At 52.5% G+C, this 19,186-nt stretch carries 17 protein-coding genes and 5 tRNA genes; 3 read left to right on the forward strand and 19 right to left on the reverse strand.

What is annotated here, in order from left to right:
* Window positions 1–161: 161 nt before the first annotated feature.
* Window positions 162–833, reverse strand: a complete 672-nt coding sequence (locus tag K4305_RS05880; RefSeq protein ID WP_331561470.1) for a GNAT family N-acetyltransferase — start codon at window positions 831–833, stop codon at window positions 162–164.
* A complete protein-coding gene (locus tag K4305_RS05885) occupies window positions 821–1,624 on the reverse strand; it encodes a lysophospholipid acyltransferase family protein (protein WP_331561471.1) in 804 nt (267 codons plus the stop codon). Before K4305_RS05885 ends, K4305_RS05880 begins: the two co-directional genes overlap by 13 nt.
* A 164-nt stretch (window positions 1,625–1,788) precedes the next feature.
* Here K4305_RS05885 and K4305_RS05890 point away from each other — a divergent pair, with 164 nt between their 5' ends.
* Window positions 1,789–3,246 carry an SLC13 family permease gene (locus K4305_RS05890; protein ID WP_331561472.1) on the forward strand — a complete coding sequence of 486 codons (1,458 nt, stop codon included), beginning with the start codon at window positions 1,789–1,791 and terminating at the stop codon, window positions 3,244–3,246.
* Window positions 3,247–3,252: 6 nt separating this feature from the next.
* Here K4305_RS05890 and K4305_RS05895 read toward each other — a convergent pair whose 3' ends face one another.
* The 4 genes from K4305_RS05895 to secG all read right to left on the reverse strand — a co-directional run bounded on the left by K4305_RS05895 (window position 3,253) and on the right by secG (window position 5,966).
* Window positions 3,253–4,479, reverse strand: coding sequence for an LptF/LptG family permease (locus K4305_RS05895; RefSeq protein ID WP_331561473.1), 1,227 nt, complete (start codon window positions 4,477–4,479; stop codon window positions 3,253–3,255).
* A gap of 282 nt (window positions 4,480–4,761) precedes the next feature.
* Window positions 4,762–5,124 carry an H-NS histone family protein gene (locus tag K4305_RS05900; protein WP_331561474.1) on the reverse strand — a complete coding sequence of 121 codons (363 nt, stop codon included), beginning with the start codon at window positions 5,122–5,124 and terminating at the stop codon, window positions 4,762–4,764.
* A gap of 384 nt (window positions 5,125–5,508) precedes the next feature.
* Window positions 5,509–5,584: transfer RNA gene (locus tag K4305_RS05905), tRNA-Lys, on the reverse strand.
* A gap of 13 nt (window positions 5,585–5,597) precedes the next feature.
* Complete coding sequence (gene secG, locus K4305_RS05910) at window positions 5,598–5,966, reverse strand: preprotein translocase subunit SecG (protein ID WP_331561475.1); 369 nt, start codon at window positions 5,964–5,966, stop codon at window positions 5,598–5,600.
* A 78-nt stretch (window positions 5,967–6,044) separates the two neighbouring features.
* Between secG and K4305_RS05915 the strand changes: the two genes are divergently transcribed.
* Both K4305_RS05915 and hisB read left to right on the forward strand, forming a co-directional pair.
* The gene (locus K4305_RS05915) at window positions 6,045–6,305 is read left to right on the forward strand and encodes a DUF2905 domain-containing protein (RefSeq protein ID WP_331561476.1); all 261 of its coding nucleotides are present in this window, start codon (window positions 6,045–6,047) and stop codon (window positions 6,303–6,305) included.
* A 6-nt stretch (window positions 6,306–6,311) separates the two neighbouring features.
* A complete protein-coding gene (gene hisB / locus K4305_RS05920) occupies window positions 6,312–6,914 on the forward strand; it encodes an imidazoleglycerol-phosphate dehydratase HisB (RefSeq protein WP_331561477.1) in 603 nt (200 codons plus the stop codon).
* 91 nt (window positions 6,915–7,005) lie between these two features.
* Here the strand turns inward: hisB and rny are convergent, their stop codons facing one another.
* The 13 genes from rny to K4305_RS05985 all read right to left on the reverse strand — a co-directional run bounded on the left by rny (window position 7,006) and on the right by K4305_RS05985 (window position 19,100).
* Complete coding sequence (gene rny / locus K4305_RS05925; RefSeq protein WP_331561478.1) at window positions 7,006–8,580, reverse strand: ribonuclease Y; 1,575 nt, start codon at window positions 8,578–8,580, stop codon at window positions 7,006–7,008.
* Window positions 8,581–8,892: 312 nt separating this feature from the next.
* Window positions 8,893–9,153: a cell division protein ZapA gene (locus K4305_RS05930; RefSeq protein ID WP_331561479.1), complete on the reverse strand. Its 261-nt coding sequence runs from the start codon at window positions 9,151–9,153 to the stop codon at window positions 8,893–8,895.
* 10 nt (window positions 9,154–9,163) lie between these two features.
* On the reverse strand, window positions 9,164–9,457 hold the full coding sequence (locus K4305_RS05935; RefSeq protein ID WP_331561480.1) for a hypothetical protein: 294 nt from the start codon (window positions 9,455–9,457) through the stop codon (window positions 9,164–9,166).
* 16 nt (window positions 9,458–9,473) lie between these two features.
* Entirely contained in the window at window positions 9,474–11,885 is a 2,412-nt protein-coding gene (pheT, locus tag K4305_RS05940) for a phenylalanine--tRNA ligase subunit beta (RefSeq protein ID WP_331561481.1), read from the reverse strand.
* Between the two features lie 118 nt (window positions 11,886–12,003).
* A tRNA-Glu gene (locus K4305_RS05945) sits at window positions 12,004–12,075 on the reverse strand.
* Between the two features lie 6 nt (window positions 12,076–12,081).
* A tRNA-His gene (locus K4305_RS05950) sits at window positions 12,082–12,157 on the reverse strand.
* A gap of 25 nt (window positions 12,158–12,182) precedes the next feature.
* Window positions 12,183–12,255 (reverse strand) — tRNA-Arg (locus K4305_RS05955).
* Between the two features lie 26 nt (window positions 12,256–12,281).
* Window positions 12,282–12,354: transfer RNA gene (locus tag K4305_RS05960), tRNA-Pro, on the reverse strand.
* Between the two features lie 76 nt (window positions 12,355–12,430).
* Window positions 12,431–12,700 (reverse strand): hypothetical protein, encoded by a 270-nt coding sequence (locus tag K4305_RS05965; protein ID WP_331561482.1) that lies wholly within the window; start codon window positions 12,698–12,700, stop codon window positions 12,431–12,433.
* 282 nt (window positions 12,701–12,982) lie between these two features.
* Entirely contained in the window at window positions 12,983–14,302 is a 1,320-nt protein-coding gene (locus tag K4305_RS05970) for a TolC family protein (protein WP_331561483.1), read from the reverse strand.
* Window positions 14,303–14,332: 30 nt separating this feature from the next.
* Window positions 14,333–17,479 carry an efflux RND transporter permease subunit gene (locus K4305_RS05975; protein ID WP_331561484.1) on the reverse strand — a complete coding sequence of 1,049 codons (3,147 nt, stop codon included), beginning with the start codon at window positions 17,477–17,479 and terminating at the stop codon, window positions 14,333–14,335.
* A 52-nt stretch (window positions 17,480–17,531) separates the two neighbouring features.
* Complete coding sequence (locus tag K4305_RS05980; RefSeq protein ID WP_331561485.1) at window positions 17,532–18,665, reverse strand: efflux RND transporter periplasmic adaptor subunit; 1,134 nt, start codon at window positions 18,663–18,665, stop codon at window positions 17,532–17,534.
* Between the two features lie 39 nt (window positions 18,666–18,704).
* A complete protein-coding gene (locus K4305_RS05985; RefSeq protein ID WP_331561486.1) occupies window positions 18,705–19,100 on the reverse strand; it encodes an NUDIX hydrolase in 396 nt (131 codons plus the stop codon).
* Window positions 19,101–19,186: the final 86 nt, after the last annotated feature.

Raw genomic sequence — 19,186 nt, forward strand, 5'->3', positions numbered from 1 at the left:
ATAGCAAGAAAACATCACCCATAGCGCTTAACCCATTAATCCGTGCCAATCCGTGAAAATCCGTGGGCAAAAATCTTCCTCCTTTCTTCTACTCCTTACTCCCGGGCGGCAAGCCTCCCGATACTCCTGCGCGCACACGCGCCGGACTTCCCGCTAACGGCTCACGATCTTCTCCCCCCTTCCGCCACCAGCTTTCTGCGCTTGCTCTCGACAAGAGTGTGCATTCCCTCGACAAGTTCTGCATAGATACGGTTCCTGCTGTCCTTGATACGGCTGTAAAGCTTCAGAATGTCGAGAGTAAGAATGATTCTCGTGGAACTGCAGTTCAGGTCTCCGAACAAATGCCTCCCGATCACTTCGAAGCCGAGTACCCGCGTATGGAAGTTCAATGGAGAATGCTTCTCGTTTTCAAAAACGTCGGTTATGAAATGGGTATAATCCCTCTCGACGACCTCCTCGGTAGCCGCGCGCATCAGGCGCAATGCTATACGATGGTTTCTGCGGTACTCGCCGGGAATCATGAACCTCCCGATTTCCACATATCGGCCCAGCCCCTTCAGGTAGTCGGTATCGATGCCAGGCATAAAGGTAACCTGATATTCTTCGGGAAGATTGAGCGGCGGATCGTACAGAAGTCTGAGCACACCGGCAGGTCGCCCGTTCACCCGCGCAAGAAACCAGGAAAACGATTGCTCTTCGGCAAGCTCCTCCGGAATCTGCGAATGGGCACTGCTGATCCAGTTTTTCTCGTTCTGAAAAACCTGCTCGATAATATCGATAACAGCCTGGCGGTCGTCGCCGCCAAGCACGCGCTGAACCGTTATACCGGACATGGCAGCTCCTTTTGATAGATGTTGGTTGAATGATTGGGTGACTCGGAAACAGACAATGGCTCTTCGCATGCTTTGCCGCACAACAGCGACAACTGCCGCATTACCGTGGAGGTGGCGTCCACCGCAAGCGTATGACGGATTCTGTTTTTATCGGAGGAAAGGTCAAGAGCGCGGTAACGCGCAGACAATGCAGGAAATTCAAGCGGAGCCCCGGCCCTGAGAATCATTCGCCCGACTGCGGGGATTCTCCCTTTTCGAAGACGTAACGGAAAATCGATACCTACCGGTATGACCGGCGCTCCGGACTGAAGAATGATATGGCCGATTCCCGGCTTTGCCCTGGCAAGCTTGCCGGGATCGCTGTTTCTCCGGCCTTCAGGAAAAATCCCGATGCATCCCCCTTCTTTGAGCCTTTCGCAGCAACGCAGCACGGTATCGGGAACCGGCGTTGCCGGACGGCGACGCTCGATTAAGGGAATCGTGGAACGCTTATGATAGACATAGAGGGGATCGATCATATCCATCAGCCATCCAAGCACCGGAATTTTGCCGAACATCCAGTCGATAACAAAACTGACCCTTCTGCCGCCAAGACAAAACATCAGGTAGACCGGAACAAGCAGGGATTCAGCGGAATTGTTATGGTTGAACACATAGATCGCAGGGCCGGAGTACTGAAGGTTTTCCATACCCGTCGCCCGAATCAGGAAAAGGTTGGGCACCATCAGCAGCCTGAGAATCAGGGCCTCTTTAAAAGTCAGGTGAGGAAGGGGACTGAAAAGGGTTTGCATGTTTTTTTTCATTACCTTTTTCCAGGTCTGATAAAACCGGCGAGCTGCCGTTCCTGACCATTCAAGGCAATAAAAAAAAAGAGTGTTGGCTAATGGTTAAGGTTGTGTAACGAATCTGCAAATTCCGGGATAATCAAAAAAAAGAGGCCATATCCTATCGTCCCATGACCATGCTCCAGAACGCCATCATCCTGACGACAGGTTTTCTGCTCTCTCAGGTACTCATTGCAAGAAATACCCATTTCCGGTTGATCTCCTTTCTGCTGCGACACGGGGGTACCGGGCTCCGCTCCCTCCTGACCTCGGTTCTCCTGATCTCCTACGGCCTGTCGATATTCCTCTCCAATACCGTCGTGGTGCTCGCTCTGCTCCCGGTTGTAAATCGGCTGATGGGATTCGTTACGGACGGAGTATCAAAAAAGGAGGTTGCGACGCTCTTCTATCTTGCCCTGACCTTCGGTGCCACAACAGGAGGACTCGCATCCCTCACAGGCAACCCTCTCAACGCCTTTTCCGCAGGACTTCTGGAGTTCTACAGAATTGACAACCGCGAACATGTCAACTTCTTTTCCTGGCTGATGATCGGCATTCCTGCAACACTGGTGATAATAGCCGCAGCACGCATGATTATTCTCCGTACGGCCCGGAACTGCAACGAAATGGCACTTATCTACCCTGATAGCCAGGAAAAAGCCCGGCTTCCGCATCGTTCGCTGCTGTTTTTCGCCCTCAATATGGCGTTCATCACCACCCTCTCCGGAATCCAGTTCTTCCTCAAACCGGCTCCGCTGCTATCCGGCCTCTCGTGGATCGATCTCGGCTTCCTATGCTATGGAACGCTCTTCGCGCTCTTCTCATTCCTCTATCCCGCAAAAACCGCGCAACCCGGCAACGTCCTAAAAAACACTGTTTTTTTACTTTTCTTCGTTACCAGCTTTCCGATCCTGCTGATCAGCAGAATATCGATGGAAATAGAACGGCATATGCGCATTCCGCTATCGCCATTATACCTTTTTCTGGAACGGAAGCTGCAGCAACTGTTCGATAAGCTATGGCGACGCCTGTTTGGTGAACCGTCCGGAAGCATCGAATCTGCAAACAGCAACGCACTGCTCTCCATCAACACCATTATTTTCGACATTCCCTATTTCGGGCTGCTGCTCGTTACCCTCTTCGGCTCGTTTCTCTACCTCATCCTCAATGTCGGGGACAACCCGGCAACTCCGCAAAGCGACGGATTTCTGGTGAATGCAGTGACCGGCCTGATACTCGACATGCTCGAACCGCTCGAAACGCCGCTGCTGTTGATCCCGGTACTCAATGCGGCGGCGGCATTCTCTTCGGAACTGCTCAGCAACACAGCAATCGTCGTCATACTCTCGCCGCTCATGATCGCAACCGCGCCGCATACCGGACTCAGCCCGCTCGTGCTGCTGCTTTCGCTCACGACCGCCGCCAGCGCAGCCTACATGACCCCGCTCGCTTCGCCGGCTAACACTCTCGCATTCGGCGGTTTCAAGCGGGTTTCCCTCAAAACCATCATTGCAGCCGGAATGATGATGAACATCATGGCCTCGATAGTTATAGCAATCGTATTTCTTGGAATATCGCTTCTGCCCTGAGCAGAGCTATCTGCCTGAATTGCCGGCCATGCCGTTCAATCGCCGGAGCAGCATAAGCCCTGCAAGCACGACCAGAATGTCGGCAGACCAGATCGAAAGGGCCGGATCGATCAGGTTGCGCTCGGCAAACGTTTCGCCGGTTATGATAATAGCCCAGTACAGCACGAAAAACAGGAGAGAAAGCGCTGCTCCGGCTCCGAAACCCCCGCGACGCGAGAGAATGCCGAGCGGCACTCCGACAAGCGCAAAAGCGAAGCACGCTAAAGGAAGAGCCGATTTTTTATGATACTCCGTCATATACCGGTTGTATTGCTTCTGCTGCTTTTCAAGCCGGTGCCGTTCACCATAAAGCCGCTCCGACTCACCGGTGCTCCCGGTCAGCACACTCACGCGCTTTTGCGTCAAAACCATATCGCGTTTTGCAGCTGCTCCGGCCTCAAGCAGTTCCGCAGCGGAAAGCTCCCGGATATCGTTCCTCACACGCCCATCACCGGCAGTACGACTGAATCCGAAACCCGAAGACTCGAAAACGATACGGTGCCTGTCGAAACGCATGGCCCGATACTTCCCGTCTCCCGGCAGTTGCATCGAATGAATTTCACCGTTAAAAAGCGTCATGACAAGGTAACGGTCATCACGAGAAAAACCGATAACACCCTTCTCGGCGCTCACCAGGGTTCGGCTCCCCGGACGGGTGAGATCGTAGAGCCGAACTCCCCGTAACTCCCGCGAAGAGGCATCGGTATCCTTCACGAAAATCGAATACCCCTCTATGAAACTTGAAAATGCTCCTTCAGTAAGGCCGAATGCCGGTTTGGCCCGCACGATATCGGCCATCAGCGTTTTGGAACGGTAATTTGCCTGCGGAATGACGACGTTATTGAATCGTTCTGCAAAAACGGAAAGAACCGCAGCAATAACGAGAACCGGCGCAGCAAGACGGAAAGCCGAAAGCCCTGAGGCTCGAAGAATGGTTGTTTCAGACGCATTGGTCATCCCGCCGTAAACCATGATGACCGAAACCAGCACCGCCATCGGCACGGCAAAAACCACCATCCATGCAGATTGAAGCATAACCAGTTCCACAACATCGCCCAATCCTATTCCCTTGCCCAGAAACCGGTCGGCAAAGCCTGCAAGAAACTGCAGAGCCAGCACGAACACGATCGTAATGAAAGAGAGCATGAACGGCCCGACGAAGGACTTGAGGATGTATCGGTCGATTATCTTCATACAGGATTCATAGAGAGTGAGGCCGCCACTCAGTGCGGATTTGCTTTCGAGATGGCAATATACAGATGGAAACCCGGAAGCTTAAACATCCATTTAAAAAAAATTAACCCGGACAATCTGTACATAATAAATACGAAACCTTCGCGATAGCGACTGGCAATAAACCGATAGGGGCCCCAACCTTCGGAGTGACGGGATAAAAAAACGTTGCCGATAAAAGGCAACAGAAACAACAAATAAAAAAGGACCGCTTCAACAGCGATCCTTTTTCTTTATTACGATTTAAAACAACGTGCTTGACTGAGAATCATCTTCCTTTTTCATCACTTCAGCTTTCGCAACAAGGTAATCATCTATATTCCCGCCTTTATCAAGCAGCTCTTTTACCCACTTGGGTTTCGGGCCTTTTCCTCCGCTCCAGGTATTATCACCCATCCTGTATTTAACGGCTGCTGTTTTTTTCTCTTTTGGAGCTTTAAGCAGGCTTGTCTTTCCTCTTGATTGAAGATCGTCAGGTGTAATACCGAACTCATCCATCTTTGCTTTTATCTCTTCGATAGCCTGCTTTTTACCGGCAGCTTTCTGAGCAGCAACCTGTTGCTGCAGTTCAGCAATCTGAGCTTCTAATTCAAGAATAGTTGGCATTGCAATAGGATTTTAATTCACAGAATAAACATCAGACACAATTAATGTAACTATTTTTTCATAAAAGCACGCAGCACTCTCATCTCCAATGATTCAGCAAAAACAGACATCACCGGTTTGATTGCCGGGACAGATACTCTAATAGAGCCTTCCGGATATTGTGTTTTATCAAATACCTCCACGGAGAAAAATAAACAGGAAATCATCCAAACAGAGTCTGAAGATATTATAAACGTTCAGAGAGTGATACTTTATTTCCATTTTCACTATAAACTGTTTATTCCTCAGGAAGAAGGGCGGAAAAAAAAGCGCTTTATGGTGATATACGGTGCCCACAATAAAGCAGAAAACCCGCAGCCCCTTGCGGAACTGCGGGTTATGTTGTGGTGCACTCGCAAGGACTCGAACCTTGGACCCACTGATTAAGAGTCAGTTGCTCTACCAACTGAGCTACGAGTGCATCTGAAAGCCTCTTATTTTGCTGGCACCGCCGGAAAATCCGGAATTGTCGGTGCTTTTGGCAATGCAGGCTGGCTTCTGGCTGGCGTCTGGGCAGGTGCAGGCGCACTCTCCTGCAGAACGCTTTTTGAATCTTTCTGCCGTGCCTCTCTTGCCGGCAGGGTAAACTGTGCTATGAACGCTGCAACCATGAGAACTGCTGCGAGCGCCGCCGTAACCTTACTGAGGAAATCTCCTGTTCTCCTGACGCCAAGAGTCTGAACCGTACCGAGACTGGCTATACCGCCGGTAAGACCGCTGCCGCTTTTCGGGCTCTGCAGAAGAATCACTCCTATGAGCAGGATCGATGCGAGCAGAGCGATTATCACAAGGAAAACATGCATTTCCGGCCGCTTGATTAACGTTCTAATGTTCCGAATATCGTATCTTATCACTGATAAAGGCTCTTAATTTAGCAACTTTTGCATTATTTCCAAGCCGTGTTTTCCGAAGCCGCCAAAATCCTTATCATCGGTGGAGTGATTGCCGTCATCTGCGGTTTGCTGCTTATGGCTGCCGAAAAGGCGGGTTCGAGCGGCTGGCTGAACTGGTTCGGCAATCTGCCGCTCGATATCCGTATTGAAAGGGAGAATTACCGGTTTTTCTTTCCGCTTGGAACATCTATAGTGCTTTCCTTGCTGCTCAGCCTCGCGATATTCCTTTTCAACAAATTCATCCGCTGACCCTTTATGCCGGAAACAATCAGGACAACAGGCCGCAAGGCAACAGTTACAAGAACCACCAAAGAAACCGATATTGCGGCAACCATAGACCTCGACGGCTCGGGTTCTGCCGATATACGCTCTGGCGTGGTTTTTCTCGACCATATGCTCACCAACTTCAGCCGGCACTCCGGCATCGATATTTCGCTGGCCTGCAAAGGTGATATCGATGTAGACGATCACCACTCTGTGGAAGATATCGCGCTGGTGCTCGGTACGGCCGTGCAACAGGCTCTCGGCGACAAAAGAGGCATACAGCGTTACGGCTGGGCGATGATTCCGATGGACGAATCGCTTGCCCGCTGCGCCCTCGATCTCGGCGGAAGAAGCTACTGCGTCTTCTCCGCGGATTTCCGGAGACCGGTGATTCAGGAATTTTCCACGGAAATGGTGGAACATTTCTTTGTGTCGCTGTCGAGAACCATGCACGCGAACATCCACATTGCGATCCTGGAAGGCAGAAACACCCACCACATGATCGAAGCGATGTTCAAGGCGTTCGCCTATGCCATGAAAATGGCCGTTGCGGTAACCGGAAATGATCTGCCGTCAACCAAAGGAACGCTGTAGGCTTTATGAAAAGGAACTGTAAAGTGAAAAAAGGCTGCCGGGGAATTTTTCCGGCAGCCTTTTTTCAGTTCTGTGGCAAGCGACAGGTACTTTATTTCGCATAAGCTATCGAGCGTCTCTCCCTTACTATCGTCACCCTGATCTGGCCGGGATACTGGGCTTCGGATTCGATCTTGTGGGCTATATCGTGCGCAAGGACGTCTGCCTGGGAATCGCTGACGTTATCGCCTTCGACGATCACCCGGATTTCGCGTCCGGCCTGCAGCGCATAGGTTTTAAGCACGCCGGGAAATCCCTTTGCGATCTCTTCGAGACTTTCGAGGCGCTTGACATTGCCGTCGGCGGTTACGGCGCCCCGCGCTCCGGGCCTGGAAAGTGAAATAACGTTTGCTGCATCGACGAGATCTGCCAGCGGCGACTCTTTTTCGACATCGCCGTGATGAGCAGCAACGGCATTGAGCACAAGCGGAGATTCATTGAATTTCTTCAGAAAAGCGCTTCCGGTAATGGCATGCGGTTCATTGCTTTCCGGCAGCACGAGACCGATATCATGCAGAAGGCCTGCGCGCTTGGCAAGACGGGCATCGAGCTTCAGTTCGGCAGCCATGAGACCAGCGAGCATTGCGACCTCCCTGCTGTGGTGCAGCAGATTCTGTCCGTAAACGGTATGGAACTTCATGTTTCCGATCAGCCGAACCAGCTCGGATGGCATATCGGGAATCTGCAGCGAGGAAAGAGCCTCTTCTCCTGCGCTCATAATAACGTCGTCGATCTCTTTTTTTGCATCCTGATAGGCTTTTTCAATCGCCACAGGGTGGATGATTCCGTCGATGAGCAGTTTCTGCAAGGTAAGCTTGGCAAGTTCGCGACGGAACGGATCGAAACAGGAGAGAATAACGACTTCCGGAGTATCGTCCACGATGATATCGACGCCGGTAGCGTTCTCGAATGCCTTGATATTGCGCCCTTCGCGGCCGATGATGCGGCCCTTGAGTTCGTCGCTCTGGATGTGCACCACGGAAAGCGCATTTTCGGTAGCCTGTTCGAAGGAGATTCTCTGGATTGCGGTGAGCAGAGTCTTTTCGGCAAGCCGTTCCGCCTGCTGTTCGGCATCCTCGTGAATGCGATGAATGGTTTCTGTAGCCTCCTCACGCGCTTTCGACACCATGTTGTCGATAAGCATCTGGCGAGCCTCTTCGGCCTGCAGGTTGCTGATGCTTTCGAGGCGCTGATTCTGCTCGGCTATGATCCGTTCGAGTTCAACCGCGCGGTTTCTGACGGTCTCCATGGTCTGTTCGACCTCCTTGCGCTGCTCCTGCAGTTTCCGTTCCGCCTCACGAAGATCCTGGCTCTGCTTTTTCAGCTGCCCTTCCTTCTGCTGAACCTGTTTCTGAAGCTGGGTGAATTTGTTGTTCTTGATGACCACTTCCTGGTCGAACTCGCGTCTTTTTTTCTTCCACTCCTGATTGACTTCCGTAACTTTCAGATCCTTGTACTCGTTTGCCTCCTTCTGAGCTTCCTGAACGATCTGAACCGCACGTTCTTCAGCTTCCAGCACCTTGGTAGTACCGAGACGTTCAAGGAAAAACCGACCCAGAAAAAAACCGATAACAAAAAACGCGACTGCCGCAAAAACGATCAGAAACAGGTTTATGACAATCCCCATTACCGTTTACCTCCTTTTACATGCTCCGCCACTCCGGGATGGACGCACCGTTTAAAACAAAAAAATCCGCACTAGGCGGGATGTGTAAGATTCAAGAACCCGTGTGACACGGTGGGCGCCTCCTTCAGATTTTTTGCTTCCAATGCGGCACTGTACCAGCTGCCGATCAACCCCGGTAAAACCGGCAGGTCAATCAAGGCCTGCAATCAAAAAGAAGAGTTCGGCTCCCGTCTGAATAGTGTTAGTTCTTTTACTTACAATACACCCCTTTACCTGGTGCGGATATTTCTTCTGCTGTAATGTAAATCTTTCCTACAAATTCTGCCCTATAAAAACATTGAGCCGACTGATTTTCTGCTGGAGCGCTTCGATTTCCGCCTCAAGTTCGATTTTTTTTTCAGCAAACGAAATAGCGGAAAGCACAGCAAGTTTCACCGGTTCAAAAGAAGGCGCTTTTTCGGCGAACAGCCGCATGACCCGGTCAACGTCCTGAGCCGCCTTTTCGGTCAGCTCCCGGCTTTCGACCCTCAACGGATAACTGTCGCCGTATACATTTACATCGATCTTTTCCATACGGAATCTCCTACAAGTTCCGGGTGGTTCGCAGTTCCATTTCGATTTTCTGCAATATCAGCACAAGCTTCTGTTTCATCCGAAATTTTTCGGCATGAGTCAGTTCGGATTCCTGACCGGACGATGAGACAGAGCCGGCACCAGGCAGTTTGCACGATCTCAGTATATTCTGGAGCGATGCAAGTTCAGACCGCAGCAGATCGTTTTCTTTCCGGCACTCGTCAAGCCGGGAAACGAGGTTTCCGACATTTTCTTCAAGCCGACCGAAATCGGCCCCGATCTTATGCTCAACCTCGTCGTGCATGGAACTTATAACCGTATCAAACTTGTCGAATTACCGCACCAAGTTGCTTGCCGGCATCACTGCCGGCTTTTTCGAGAATACCGCTGATTCTCTCATCATGCAGTGTTCGCTCGTAATCGACAATATCAAGAGAAAGCGCCACACTGCGTTCTTTGCCGTGCTGACTGTCGCGTTCGAACTGGTCGAATACGCTGACCCTTCTGATAAGGGAATCGCTTGATCGGACAACATCGACAAGCTGCTGAACGGCAATACCTTCGGGGAGAACAAACGATAAATCTCTCTGGACAGCGGGAAACCTTGATGGCGGCTCGTAGGTAACGGAGGCAGTGAAAGCTTCCTGAAGCAACGCGACATTGATTTCTGCAAGAAAAACTTCCTGCCCTATATCGAACGCATCGAGCACAGCAGCATCCATTATCCTTACCGTACCTGCGCTGCAAGCCCGGCTCCCATCCTGTCCCGGCAGTATCACTTCAATACCGACCGTACTTTCATTATATACAATAAGCGATGATTTTTCAACTAAATTCAGTTTCTCGAGAAGCATCTCGACTGCACCGGTCATATCGTATACATCACTCGTCACCGAGGGCTGATTCCAGAGCCTGGGATGGCGAGCCCCGGTGATGGCCATCACGAGGTATTCCTGTTCGGAAAATGCATCGAGCGGCGACACCCCGTCTCCTCCGGATTCATTGCCGGTAAATCCGCGTGCAACCTCAAAAAACCTGAGATCCCTGTTGCCGTGGCGAAGGTTATGGGCGATAACCTTCAGAAATGCCGGCACAAGCGAAGGACGGAGCACTTCGAGCCCTTCGCTGATGGGATTGAGCGCTGCAACGACCCTGCTGTCGAAAAGCTCCGCTTCCGACCGTCTGACGAGCGGATTGGTAAGAATCTCCCTGAAATTCAGTCCCGCCGCAATGCCCCTGAGATAATCGGGGAAGTACTCGGGAACCGTTCTGCTTGATGGATAAGAGGTCACCATGCGCGACGACGCCTCGATATTGTCATAACCGAAAACTCTTGCGATCTCTTCGACAAGATCGATCTCAGCCGTCACGTCAACCCGCCACGAAGGCACATAAAAAGTCATCGAGTCATCTCCGGCCTTTTCATCGCAGCGGAATCCGAGACGAACAAGTATCTCCCTCATCGTTTCCGGACTGATGGAGCTGCCAAGCATGGCGTTTGCGCGATCGGGCCTCAGATCGACTGGAAGCCCTTCCGATGGCACGTACCCGCATTCCCTTGCGGAAGTGATCTCCCCGCCGGCAAGTTCGAGAATGAGCGCGACGGCACACTCGGCAGCCCGCCTGACATTGAGTGGATCGACTCCGCGTTCGAAACGATAGGAGGAATCGGACGATATTCCTGCCCTCCTGGCAGATTTCCTGACCCTCGAAGGCAAAAAATATGCCGATTCAAGCAGAATGTCCGTCGTCTCCTGACTCACGGAAGAATCGAGTCCTCCCATAACCCCGGCAAGTGCCGCAGGTTTTTCGGCATCGCAGATGACCGGCATTCCCGGTTCGGGAGCGCAGATCTCCTGGTTGAGCAGGGTAAATGCTGTTGAAACATCGCCGCGTACAATCACCCGGCCGCCCGAGAGCTTCGCAAGATCGAATGCATGCAGCGGCTGTCCCAACGCGTGGAGGATGTAGTTTGTGATATCGACGATATTGTTCCTCGGTTTCAGACCGATGCTCTCAAGACGCGCTTTCAGCCATGCAGGCGACTCCTTTACGGCAACGCCCCTGATAACAACCGCAGTGTAATATGGACAGGCTTCCGTGTCGATCAGTTCGACAAGATCTCCTGATACCGAAAAGTCCACCGCATGCCGCGCAGGAAACACAATCTCTTCGGGCGAGGCAAGCTCCCGTGCAAGACCGAGATGCGAAAGCACATCCGGACGGTTCGGCGTTACGGCAATATCAAGCATGACGTCGCCCTTCAGCACCGACGAAACCGGGGTTCCCGGCACCAGGGATGCATCGAGTTCCATGACGCCCGAATGGTCGTCCGAGAAACCAAGCTCGTCGGGGGCGCAGATCATGCCGAACGAGTGGACTCCGCGGATTTTTGATTTTTTTATGGCTAACACCTCACCGTCGGGCTGAGAGAGTTTAGCGCCGACTGTCGCAACGGGAACCACCATTCCATCACGGACATTCGGCGCTCCGCAGACGATCTGCAGCGGTTCGGCGCCGCCTGCATCGACACGGCAGACCCTCAGGCGATCCGCATCGGGATGCCTCTCGACCGATTCTATACGGCCGACAACGACATAATCGTCGGGAAGCTGACGGGCATGCACCTCTTCGACTTCGAAGCCGAGAAAGGTAAGCTTGTCAACCAGGGACGGAATATCGGGATTGAACGAAGGAAGGAACTCCTGAAGCCAGCCGACAGATATTTTCATAGGAAAGGAAAATCTGCATTTGCTAAATGGTAAAAGCCCTGGACTGGAGAGGTACAGAGCTTGATAAACCGCTGAACGGAAGGTTGCGCTGTTTCTTGCGCAGGAAGGAAAAACTTTGTGACCCCAACGGGATTCGAACCCGTGCTACCACCTTGAAAGGGTGATGACCTAACCACTAGTCGATGGGGCCTGATGCGGGTGAATGAGGGGACTCGAACCCCCGACCTCCAGGGCCACAACCTGGCGCTCTAACCAACTGAGCTACAATCACCATATAAAACTTATGGCACTTCCTTGTATGCCCGACTGGACTCGAACCAGTAACCCTCAGCTTAGAAGGCTGATGCTCTATCCATTGAGCTACGGGCACAGCGCACTTTTCAACGATCCAACCTGTCGGGGCACCGAGACTCGAACTCGGGACCTCCTGCTCCCAAAGCAGGCACGCTACCAACTGCGCCATGCCCCGTTCCTTAATGGAAGGCTCATAATATACGACAAGGAACAACATTACCAAACAAAATAATCCCCTGAAAAAAAATAATTCACCTAAGCATGAACAGAAGAACTTCATCAAGGAATATCGGAGGCTTTGCATCCAATACTCCTGGCTCCCGACTCCCACCTCCTCTCTCCTGTCTCCCGATCTTCCCTGCCTCACCGCCAACGGCCCACATCTTTTCCATCCGTGTAAATCCGATTATAATCAGCGGGAACCGCGTTCTTCCCCTTATTGCTGGATAGCCTGACAGCTCATTAACCTGAAAAGCCTGACACAAACCCCCGATCAACTCTCTTCCATCTTTCTGTGCCAATCCGTATTAATCTGTGGGCAAAAAATCTTCCTTTTCCGACCCACCACTCACAGCTCACTACCCACGTCTTTTCCATCCGTGTAAATCCGATTTCAATCAGCGGGAACCGCGTTCTTCCCCTTATTGCTGGATAGCCTGACAGCTCATTAACTGAAAAGCTTGACACAACCCCCCAATCAACGCTCTTCCATCTTTCTGTGCCGATCCGTGTTAATCTGTGGGCAAAAAATCTTCCTTTTCCGACCCACCACCCAAAGCTCACGGCCCACGGTATTCCCCGCCTTACCGCACGCCATTCACCAGCAAAGTACCTGCAAGTCTCATAAGCTGAAGTTCGAGCATTTTCGCTTCGTACCTTGCCGAAGCGATCGATTTTCTTGCGTCTACAAGATTGAGCTGCGCCTCCCTGAATGTGGTGCCGGTTGCCTGACCGAGAACATAGAGTTCTTTGGTTCGGCGAAAATTAAGTTCGGCAGATTCGATATTGCTTTCTTTGAAACGAAGTATTTCCCGGCTGTTCATGTAGGCGTGATAGGTATCGGCAGTTTTTTTCTCCACAATATCAGAAGCCTTAAGCAGAAGAATGCTGCGATTCAGCAGCGCAAGCCGCGCATTCTCGGTTTTAATGGCCGTCTGGAATCCGTCGAAAAGGTTATAACTCAGGGTCAGCGATGCGGACAAACCCGGTTCCGTATCGTTGAGTCCCACATCGAATCCGCTTGCCGTCCGGCTCAATCCGTAACCGCCCTGAAGATCGATGCGCGGGAAAAAACCGGAGCGGGCCTGCAGCAACTCGAAACGCGACTGCTCGACGGCTGTTCTGGCAATCAGGTATTCTGCGCCTGCGTTTAAAGCTGCAGCCCGAAGAGAATCGAGCTCCATGACAGGGAGAAAGGTAACGTCCGTCACGACCGCGCCCGCCGTAGCGGAAGGTCGTCCGAGCAGCAGATTGAGCGCCCGCTCGGCATTCTCTTTCTGCAGCCGCGCCTGAAGCCAGCCGACGCTGTCGTTGTTTGCATCGACCATCGACGACAGCACCTCCTGGGTGTTAGCCTGGCCGTACTCCGAACGAAGCTTGGCCCTGCGAAGCCTCTCTGCAGAAATTTCCACCGCATCTCCCGCCACCCTCAGTTGCTCCTGGGCGTTGGCAAGATCGTAAAACGCCTTGCTGACGTCAATGACGATCTGCTCGATGGTATTGCGAGCCTGCAGCGTACCAATCTCCCCGACGCTCTTCAGTTTCCTGAAGGTATAGATATTGCCGAATCCATTGAAAAGAGTGTATGTTGCCTGCAGTTGCGCCGTACTGGTGGTGGATTCCGCTCCTGCCGGAGTCGCGCTTCCGGGATTTTCGATGTATACGGCTTTCGATACCAGATCGATCTTCGGCAGAAGTCCAGCATTGCCGGCGTGCACATTGTTTCGGGCAATACGCTCTTCGTTTCTTGCGACCTTGATATCCGGATTTTTTTCAAGCGCAAGCAGAATAGCCTCTTCAAGCGATATCGGCGCAACAGCGCTATCCTTTCCCGCAGCTGCAGAAAACGGCAGCAGCGTCAGGAGCAGGCTCGATAAAAAAATGAGATGCAGCAATCGGTTCATGACACAGTCAGACAATACGTTTGGACGAAATCAATGGGCATCCGTAAAAATCTCTTCCCGTAAGGCAGGTTCAACCTCTTCGGCAGTAACCTTGCGTCTTTCGAAAACGGCAACGACAAACTGCTTCGCACGGTTGAAAAGCACCAGCAGAGCAGGCAGCATGATAAGAGTCAGCGTCGTGCCGAAAAGCAGTCCGTAAGCCACGGAGATCGCCATCGGAGAAAGAAACTGCGCTTGGCGGCTCTGTTCGAAAATCAGCGGCCCGAGACCGGCAACCGTCGTCAGGGAAGTAAGGATGATCGGACGGAACCTGCTGATGCCCGTTTCGTATAGCGTACCGAGAAAATCTCCGCCCTCTTTGAGCCTTGCGTTCATGGTGCTGATGAAAACAAGCGAGTCGTTGACGACGATGCCGATCAGGGCAATGACGCCGTAGAGCGAAAGCATGCTGAGAATATAGCCCTGGACGAAATGGCCCCAGGCAACGCCGACAAGACTGAACGGTATGAGAATCAACACGATGAACGCCTGCAGGAAAGATCGGAATGTCACAACAATGATAAGATACATGATGAGAAAAAGCACGGGAAAGGCGATTTTCATCGATCCGGTGGTTTTTCCGCTCTCCCGGCTTTGTCCCTCGAAATTGAAACTGACATCCGGAAATTCGTCGAGGACGCCCGGCATGACTTCGGTGCGGATGGTTTCCAGCAGATCCGGAACCGCCGTGTTCGGATCCGATACATTGGCCTCGACTTTTACTACTCGCTGGGCATCGATATGGTTGATCGCGGAGACCCCGCGCGATATGGTAATCCCTGCAATCTCCCCGAGAGGCACCGTACGGCCGTCGGAAAGCCTTATGCGCATGGCTTCGAGCGCCCTGAGCGATGCCCGCTCATGCTCGCGGTAGCGAATCCATACCTTGACTTCGTCTATGCCCTTTTGCAGCCGCTGCGTTTCGAAACCGAAATACGCGCTTCGCACCTGGCTCATAACGTCCGATGTCGTGAGTCCAAGCCCGTAAGCCCTTGCGTTCAGGGTTATCGAAACCTCCTCGAGACCGGGAGGATCGTTGTCGGATACATCCTTCAGCTCTTTCATATCTTTAAGCAGGAGCTCCAGCTTCTCCTTGGCACCCCTGAGCTGCTGCAGATTATCGCTTTTCAGGGCGATGGATACCGGCATGCCCCACATGCCCGCTCCTCCGATCAGGAGTTTCGTCGCGCCCTGAACCCGACCTGTTTTCCTACGGATGCGGTCGGCTATCTCCTGACTGTCGATCCTGCGGAGACGGCTGTCGACAAGAGATATACGCAGTCCGCCCTGATGCCCCTTCGGCCCGATCGCCCTGCCGATAGCGGTCACAAGGCCCTCGCCGCCTCCCTGCTCGCGCCTGTACTCGTCGTTTACCAGCCATACCGTCCGCTCCATATCGGCAAGAACTCCCACGGTTACGGAATCTCGTGTACCGGCCTGCATTTCAAGAGTCACCTGTATATTGTCCTGCTCGATGACCGGGAAAAAAGTGGATTTGATAAGACCGCCCTGCATGGCACCGAAAGTGATGAAAAACAGAGCGACCGGAATTGCCGCAGTTATAAGCGGGTTGTTGATGCTGAATTTCAGTACGGGAGCGTAGAGAAGATCCCGCTGAAAATGCAGAAACTGCTCCGATTTCCGCAGAAGCCAGCTCTTGCCGCCTGGTGACTCATGAAGCGCTTTGGAGTGTGCGATATGGGCAGGAAGAATGAAGACGCTCTCCACGAGGGAGATCAGCAGCGTCGTAATCGCGACAAATGCGATATCCTTGACCCGTTTGCCGAGATCGCCGTCGAGAAAAAGAAAAAGCATAAAAAGCACCACCGTCGTCATGATGGCCGCGGCTATTGCGGGCAGAACTTCGAGCGTACCGGTAATGGCCGCCTGCAGCGGCTTCTCCCCTTTTTCGAAACGCTGGTAGATACTTTCGGCTATCACGATACCGTCGTCTACCAGAATACCGACCACGAGAATCATGGCAAGCAGCGACACCACATTGATGGTCAGTCCGTATATCGAACCGAGAATGAACATACCGGCAAACGAGAAAGGAATACCTGCGGCGACCCACAGGGCAAGACGGGGATTGAGCGAAAACGAGAGGAAAAGCACCACGAGGATCATGCCCACAATGCCGTTGCTGCTGAGAATATCCGCGCGCTCCCTGACGATCGCCGAACCGTCGCGCAGCACTTCCGCACGCACGTCGGGGTGTCGGGCATCGAACTCCTGCATGTAATTCCTCACCCCTTCGGCAATAACGAACATGTCCTCGTCGGCGCTTTTCTCGATATCGACGGTGACAGATGGCTTTCCGTCGAACCATGTGCGGTCGGGAACCTCCGACCACCGGTCGCGCACCGAAGCCACATCGCGCAGACGAACCACGGAACCTCCGGATGCAGCGCGTACGACGATATTTTCCAGTTCCGCCGCGCTGTACCCTTTGTTATCGGCCCTGATGAGCAGCTCCTCTTTCGAACCGCGAATCGTGCCGCCGGTTATCTTCAGATTGGTACGGCTCACAGCCGCGGCGATTTCGGAAAACGTAAGACCGAAGGACCGCATGGCGGTTTCGCTGACGCTGATTTCGATCTCCTCTTCGGGAAATCCGCTCAGCGTTACTTTTGAAGCGATACCGGCATTGCGAAGCTCCCGTTCGACGCGGCGGGCATAGGTTTTAAGAGTCAGAAGATCGACGTCTCCATAAAGCGCGTAGGCTACAACGAAATCCCTTCGATCCTGCTTGTAGATCTGCATCTTTTCAAGCCCTGCAGGAAACGAACCGATCTGATCGACCGCATTGGTAACCTCCTGCAGCAGTTCGTTGGCATCGGCGCTTTTTTTCAATTCCACGGTAATCGTGGCGCTGTTCTCAGCCGAAACGGAGGTCACGCGGTCGATACCGGTCACGCCCTTGAGCTTGTCTTCGATTTTCAGGGTCACCCCCTCCTCGAGTTCTTCCGGAGAAGCTCCTGGCCAGGTTGCGGTAACATATATGAAATTCGGGGGAATATCGGGAAAAAAGGTCGTCCTGATCTGGCTGAATGCAAGCAGACCGAAAAGCATCACTGCGAGGTAGATGGCGTTGCTGAGCACCGGATATCTTACGAAATGCCTGATGAGTGCTTTCAAGGGCGTCTCCGTTCTCTTGCGTTTTGATTGCGGAACCTTATCTGCATGGTACTCAAGGCTTCAGATAGGGAGAGGCATCCTTGCCGTCGAACATGCCTGGAACCATCTCGAAAGGGAGCCGGATGCCGTCGGGAAGTCCGGCAATGACTGCCCGATCATCATGGTATGCAAGCACATCGACCTTCTTCAGCATGAAACGGGAGTCCTCGATCACATACACGCGGTTTTCTTCCTGAACCATCTTGCGGGGAATGCTGAAGGCTCCATTGAAGGTTACCGGAATACGCGCGGTAAGATACATGCCGTCCCTGAGTCGCGGATCGGCAAGATCGATATAGACCGATACCGATTGCGTGCTCGGCGTAATGTTGGTATTGATACGCCTGATTACCCCCTGCACAGCGCCACTGAAATCCTCCGATACGACAGGAACAGGAGTTCCTTCCCTCAGAAATGCCGCCTGCCTGATTCCGACCGAGGCCTGAAGTTCATAGCTGCCCGTTGCCGCAAACTCTCCGACTTTCTGACCGGTTCGTATCAATGCACCCGGATTGACTTCTGACATGGTGACCACTCCGTCGAAAGGAGCGCTGAGGCGGTATTTCGAAAGCGTTGCCTCCATGCTTTTAATGGCGTAAAATCTGTTGTACACGTTGCGAGCGGCAAGGTAGTTCCGCTCACGGTCCGACGCCGGTTCAGGAAGGGCCGGCACAGGCGCTTCTATACGGAACATTTCGGTATAACGCTTCCATTTGGCGGACTCGTGGGGAAAATCGATGATAATATCGGGAAGCACGAGCGTCAGGAGGTTGAGAAAACTGCTCTTTTCGGCAAGCACGCTGTTGCGGTAAACACTGTCGTCGATAACGAGCAAAGGCTCTCCACGGCGGAACGCGATTCCTTCCCTGAACGGTCTGGCCCCGTCCCTGAACACTCCCGAAACTTCGGCATAGATTTCGATCTTCCTTACTGCTTCGATCGAACCGCTCGTTTCAAGCGGTATTGACACCGGACCGTTCCGAACCTTTTCAGCCCGCAGCGCCGTCACCGGAGGGCCTTTTTTCTGAGGCGCCGACTCCGGTTTCTGCCTGCCAAGCAATCCGCCCAGCATGATTCCAGCCAGAATGATCGCCCCTGCAACGGCCAATGAGAGATACTTTTTTCCTGCCTTCATACTTTTGCTCATGTGCATGCCTCTGCTGATGGTACTATAACCAATGCCCTTTCAAGGACGACCTATACCGAAAAAAACCGATACGAGAGCCTTAAGTTCATCGTGATACAACATGTCGAAAGCCTCGCCCGGAGTAACGACCCTGCGTTGACGCAGGTGCATTTCATCCCATTCTTCAAGCATGGTTTCGATGTACATGGGATAGACCTTTACCGAAAACCCTTTACCGAACTTCCGGTAATGGTACTCGCCTATATGATCGCCATGAACGTTTCCGATAAGACCGGCCTCTTCATATGCCTCCTTGGCTGCCGATTCGGCAGGCGAAAGACCCCGTTCCACATATCCTTTCGGAATGATCCAGCGATCGGACTTTCGTGCCGTTATCAGCACCAGCCTGTCATCGAGTACGGGAATTACCCCGGACTGTTTAAAAAACCTTTTCAACGCAGCTGCCGTATGGTTCTTTTTATTTTTTTATCGCACGCCGATAAAATACGATTGATTTTGGTTTTTCCTTCATACCGCAACAA

Source organism: Chlorobium sp. (genome assembly GCF_036528655.1).
Classification (GTDB): Bacteria; Bacteroidota; Chlorobiia; order Chlorobiales; family Chlorobiaceae; genus Chlorobium.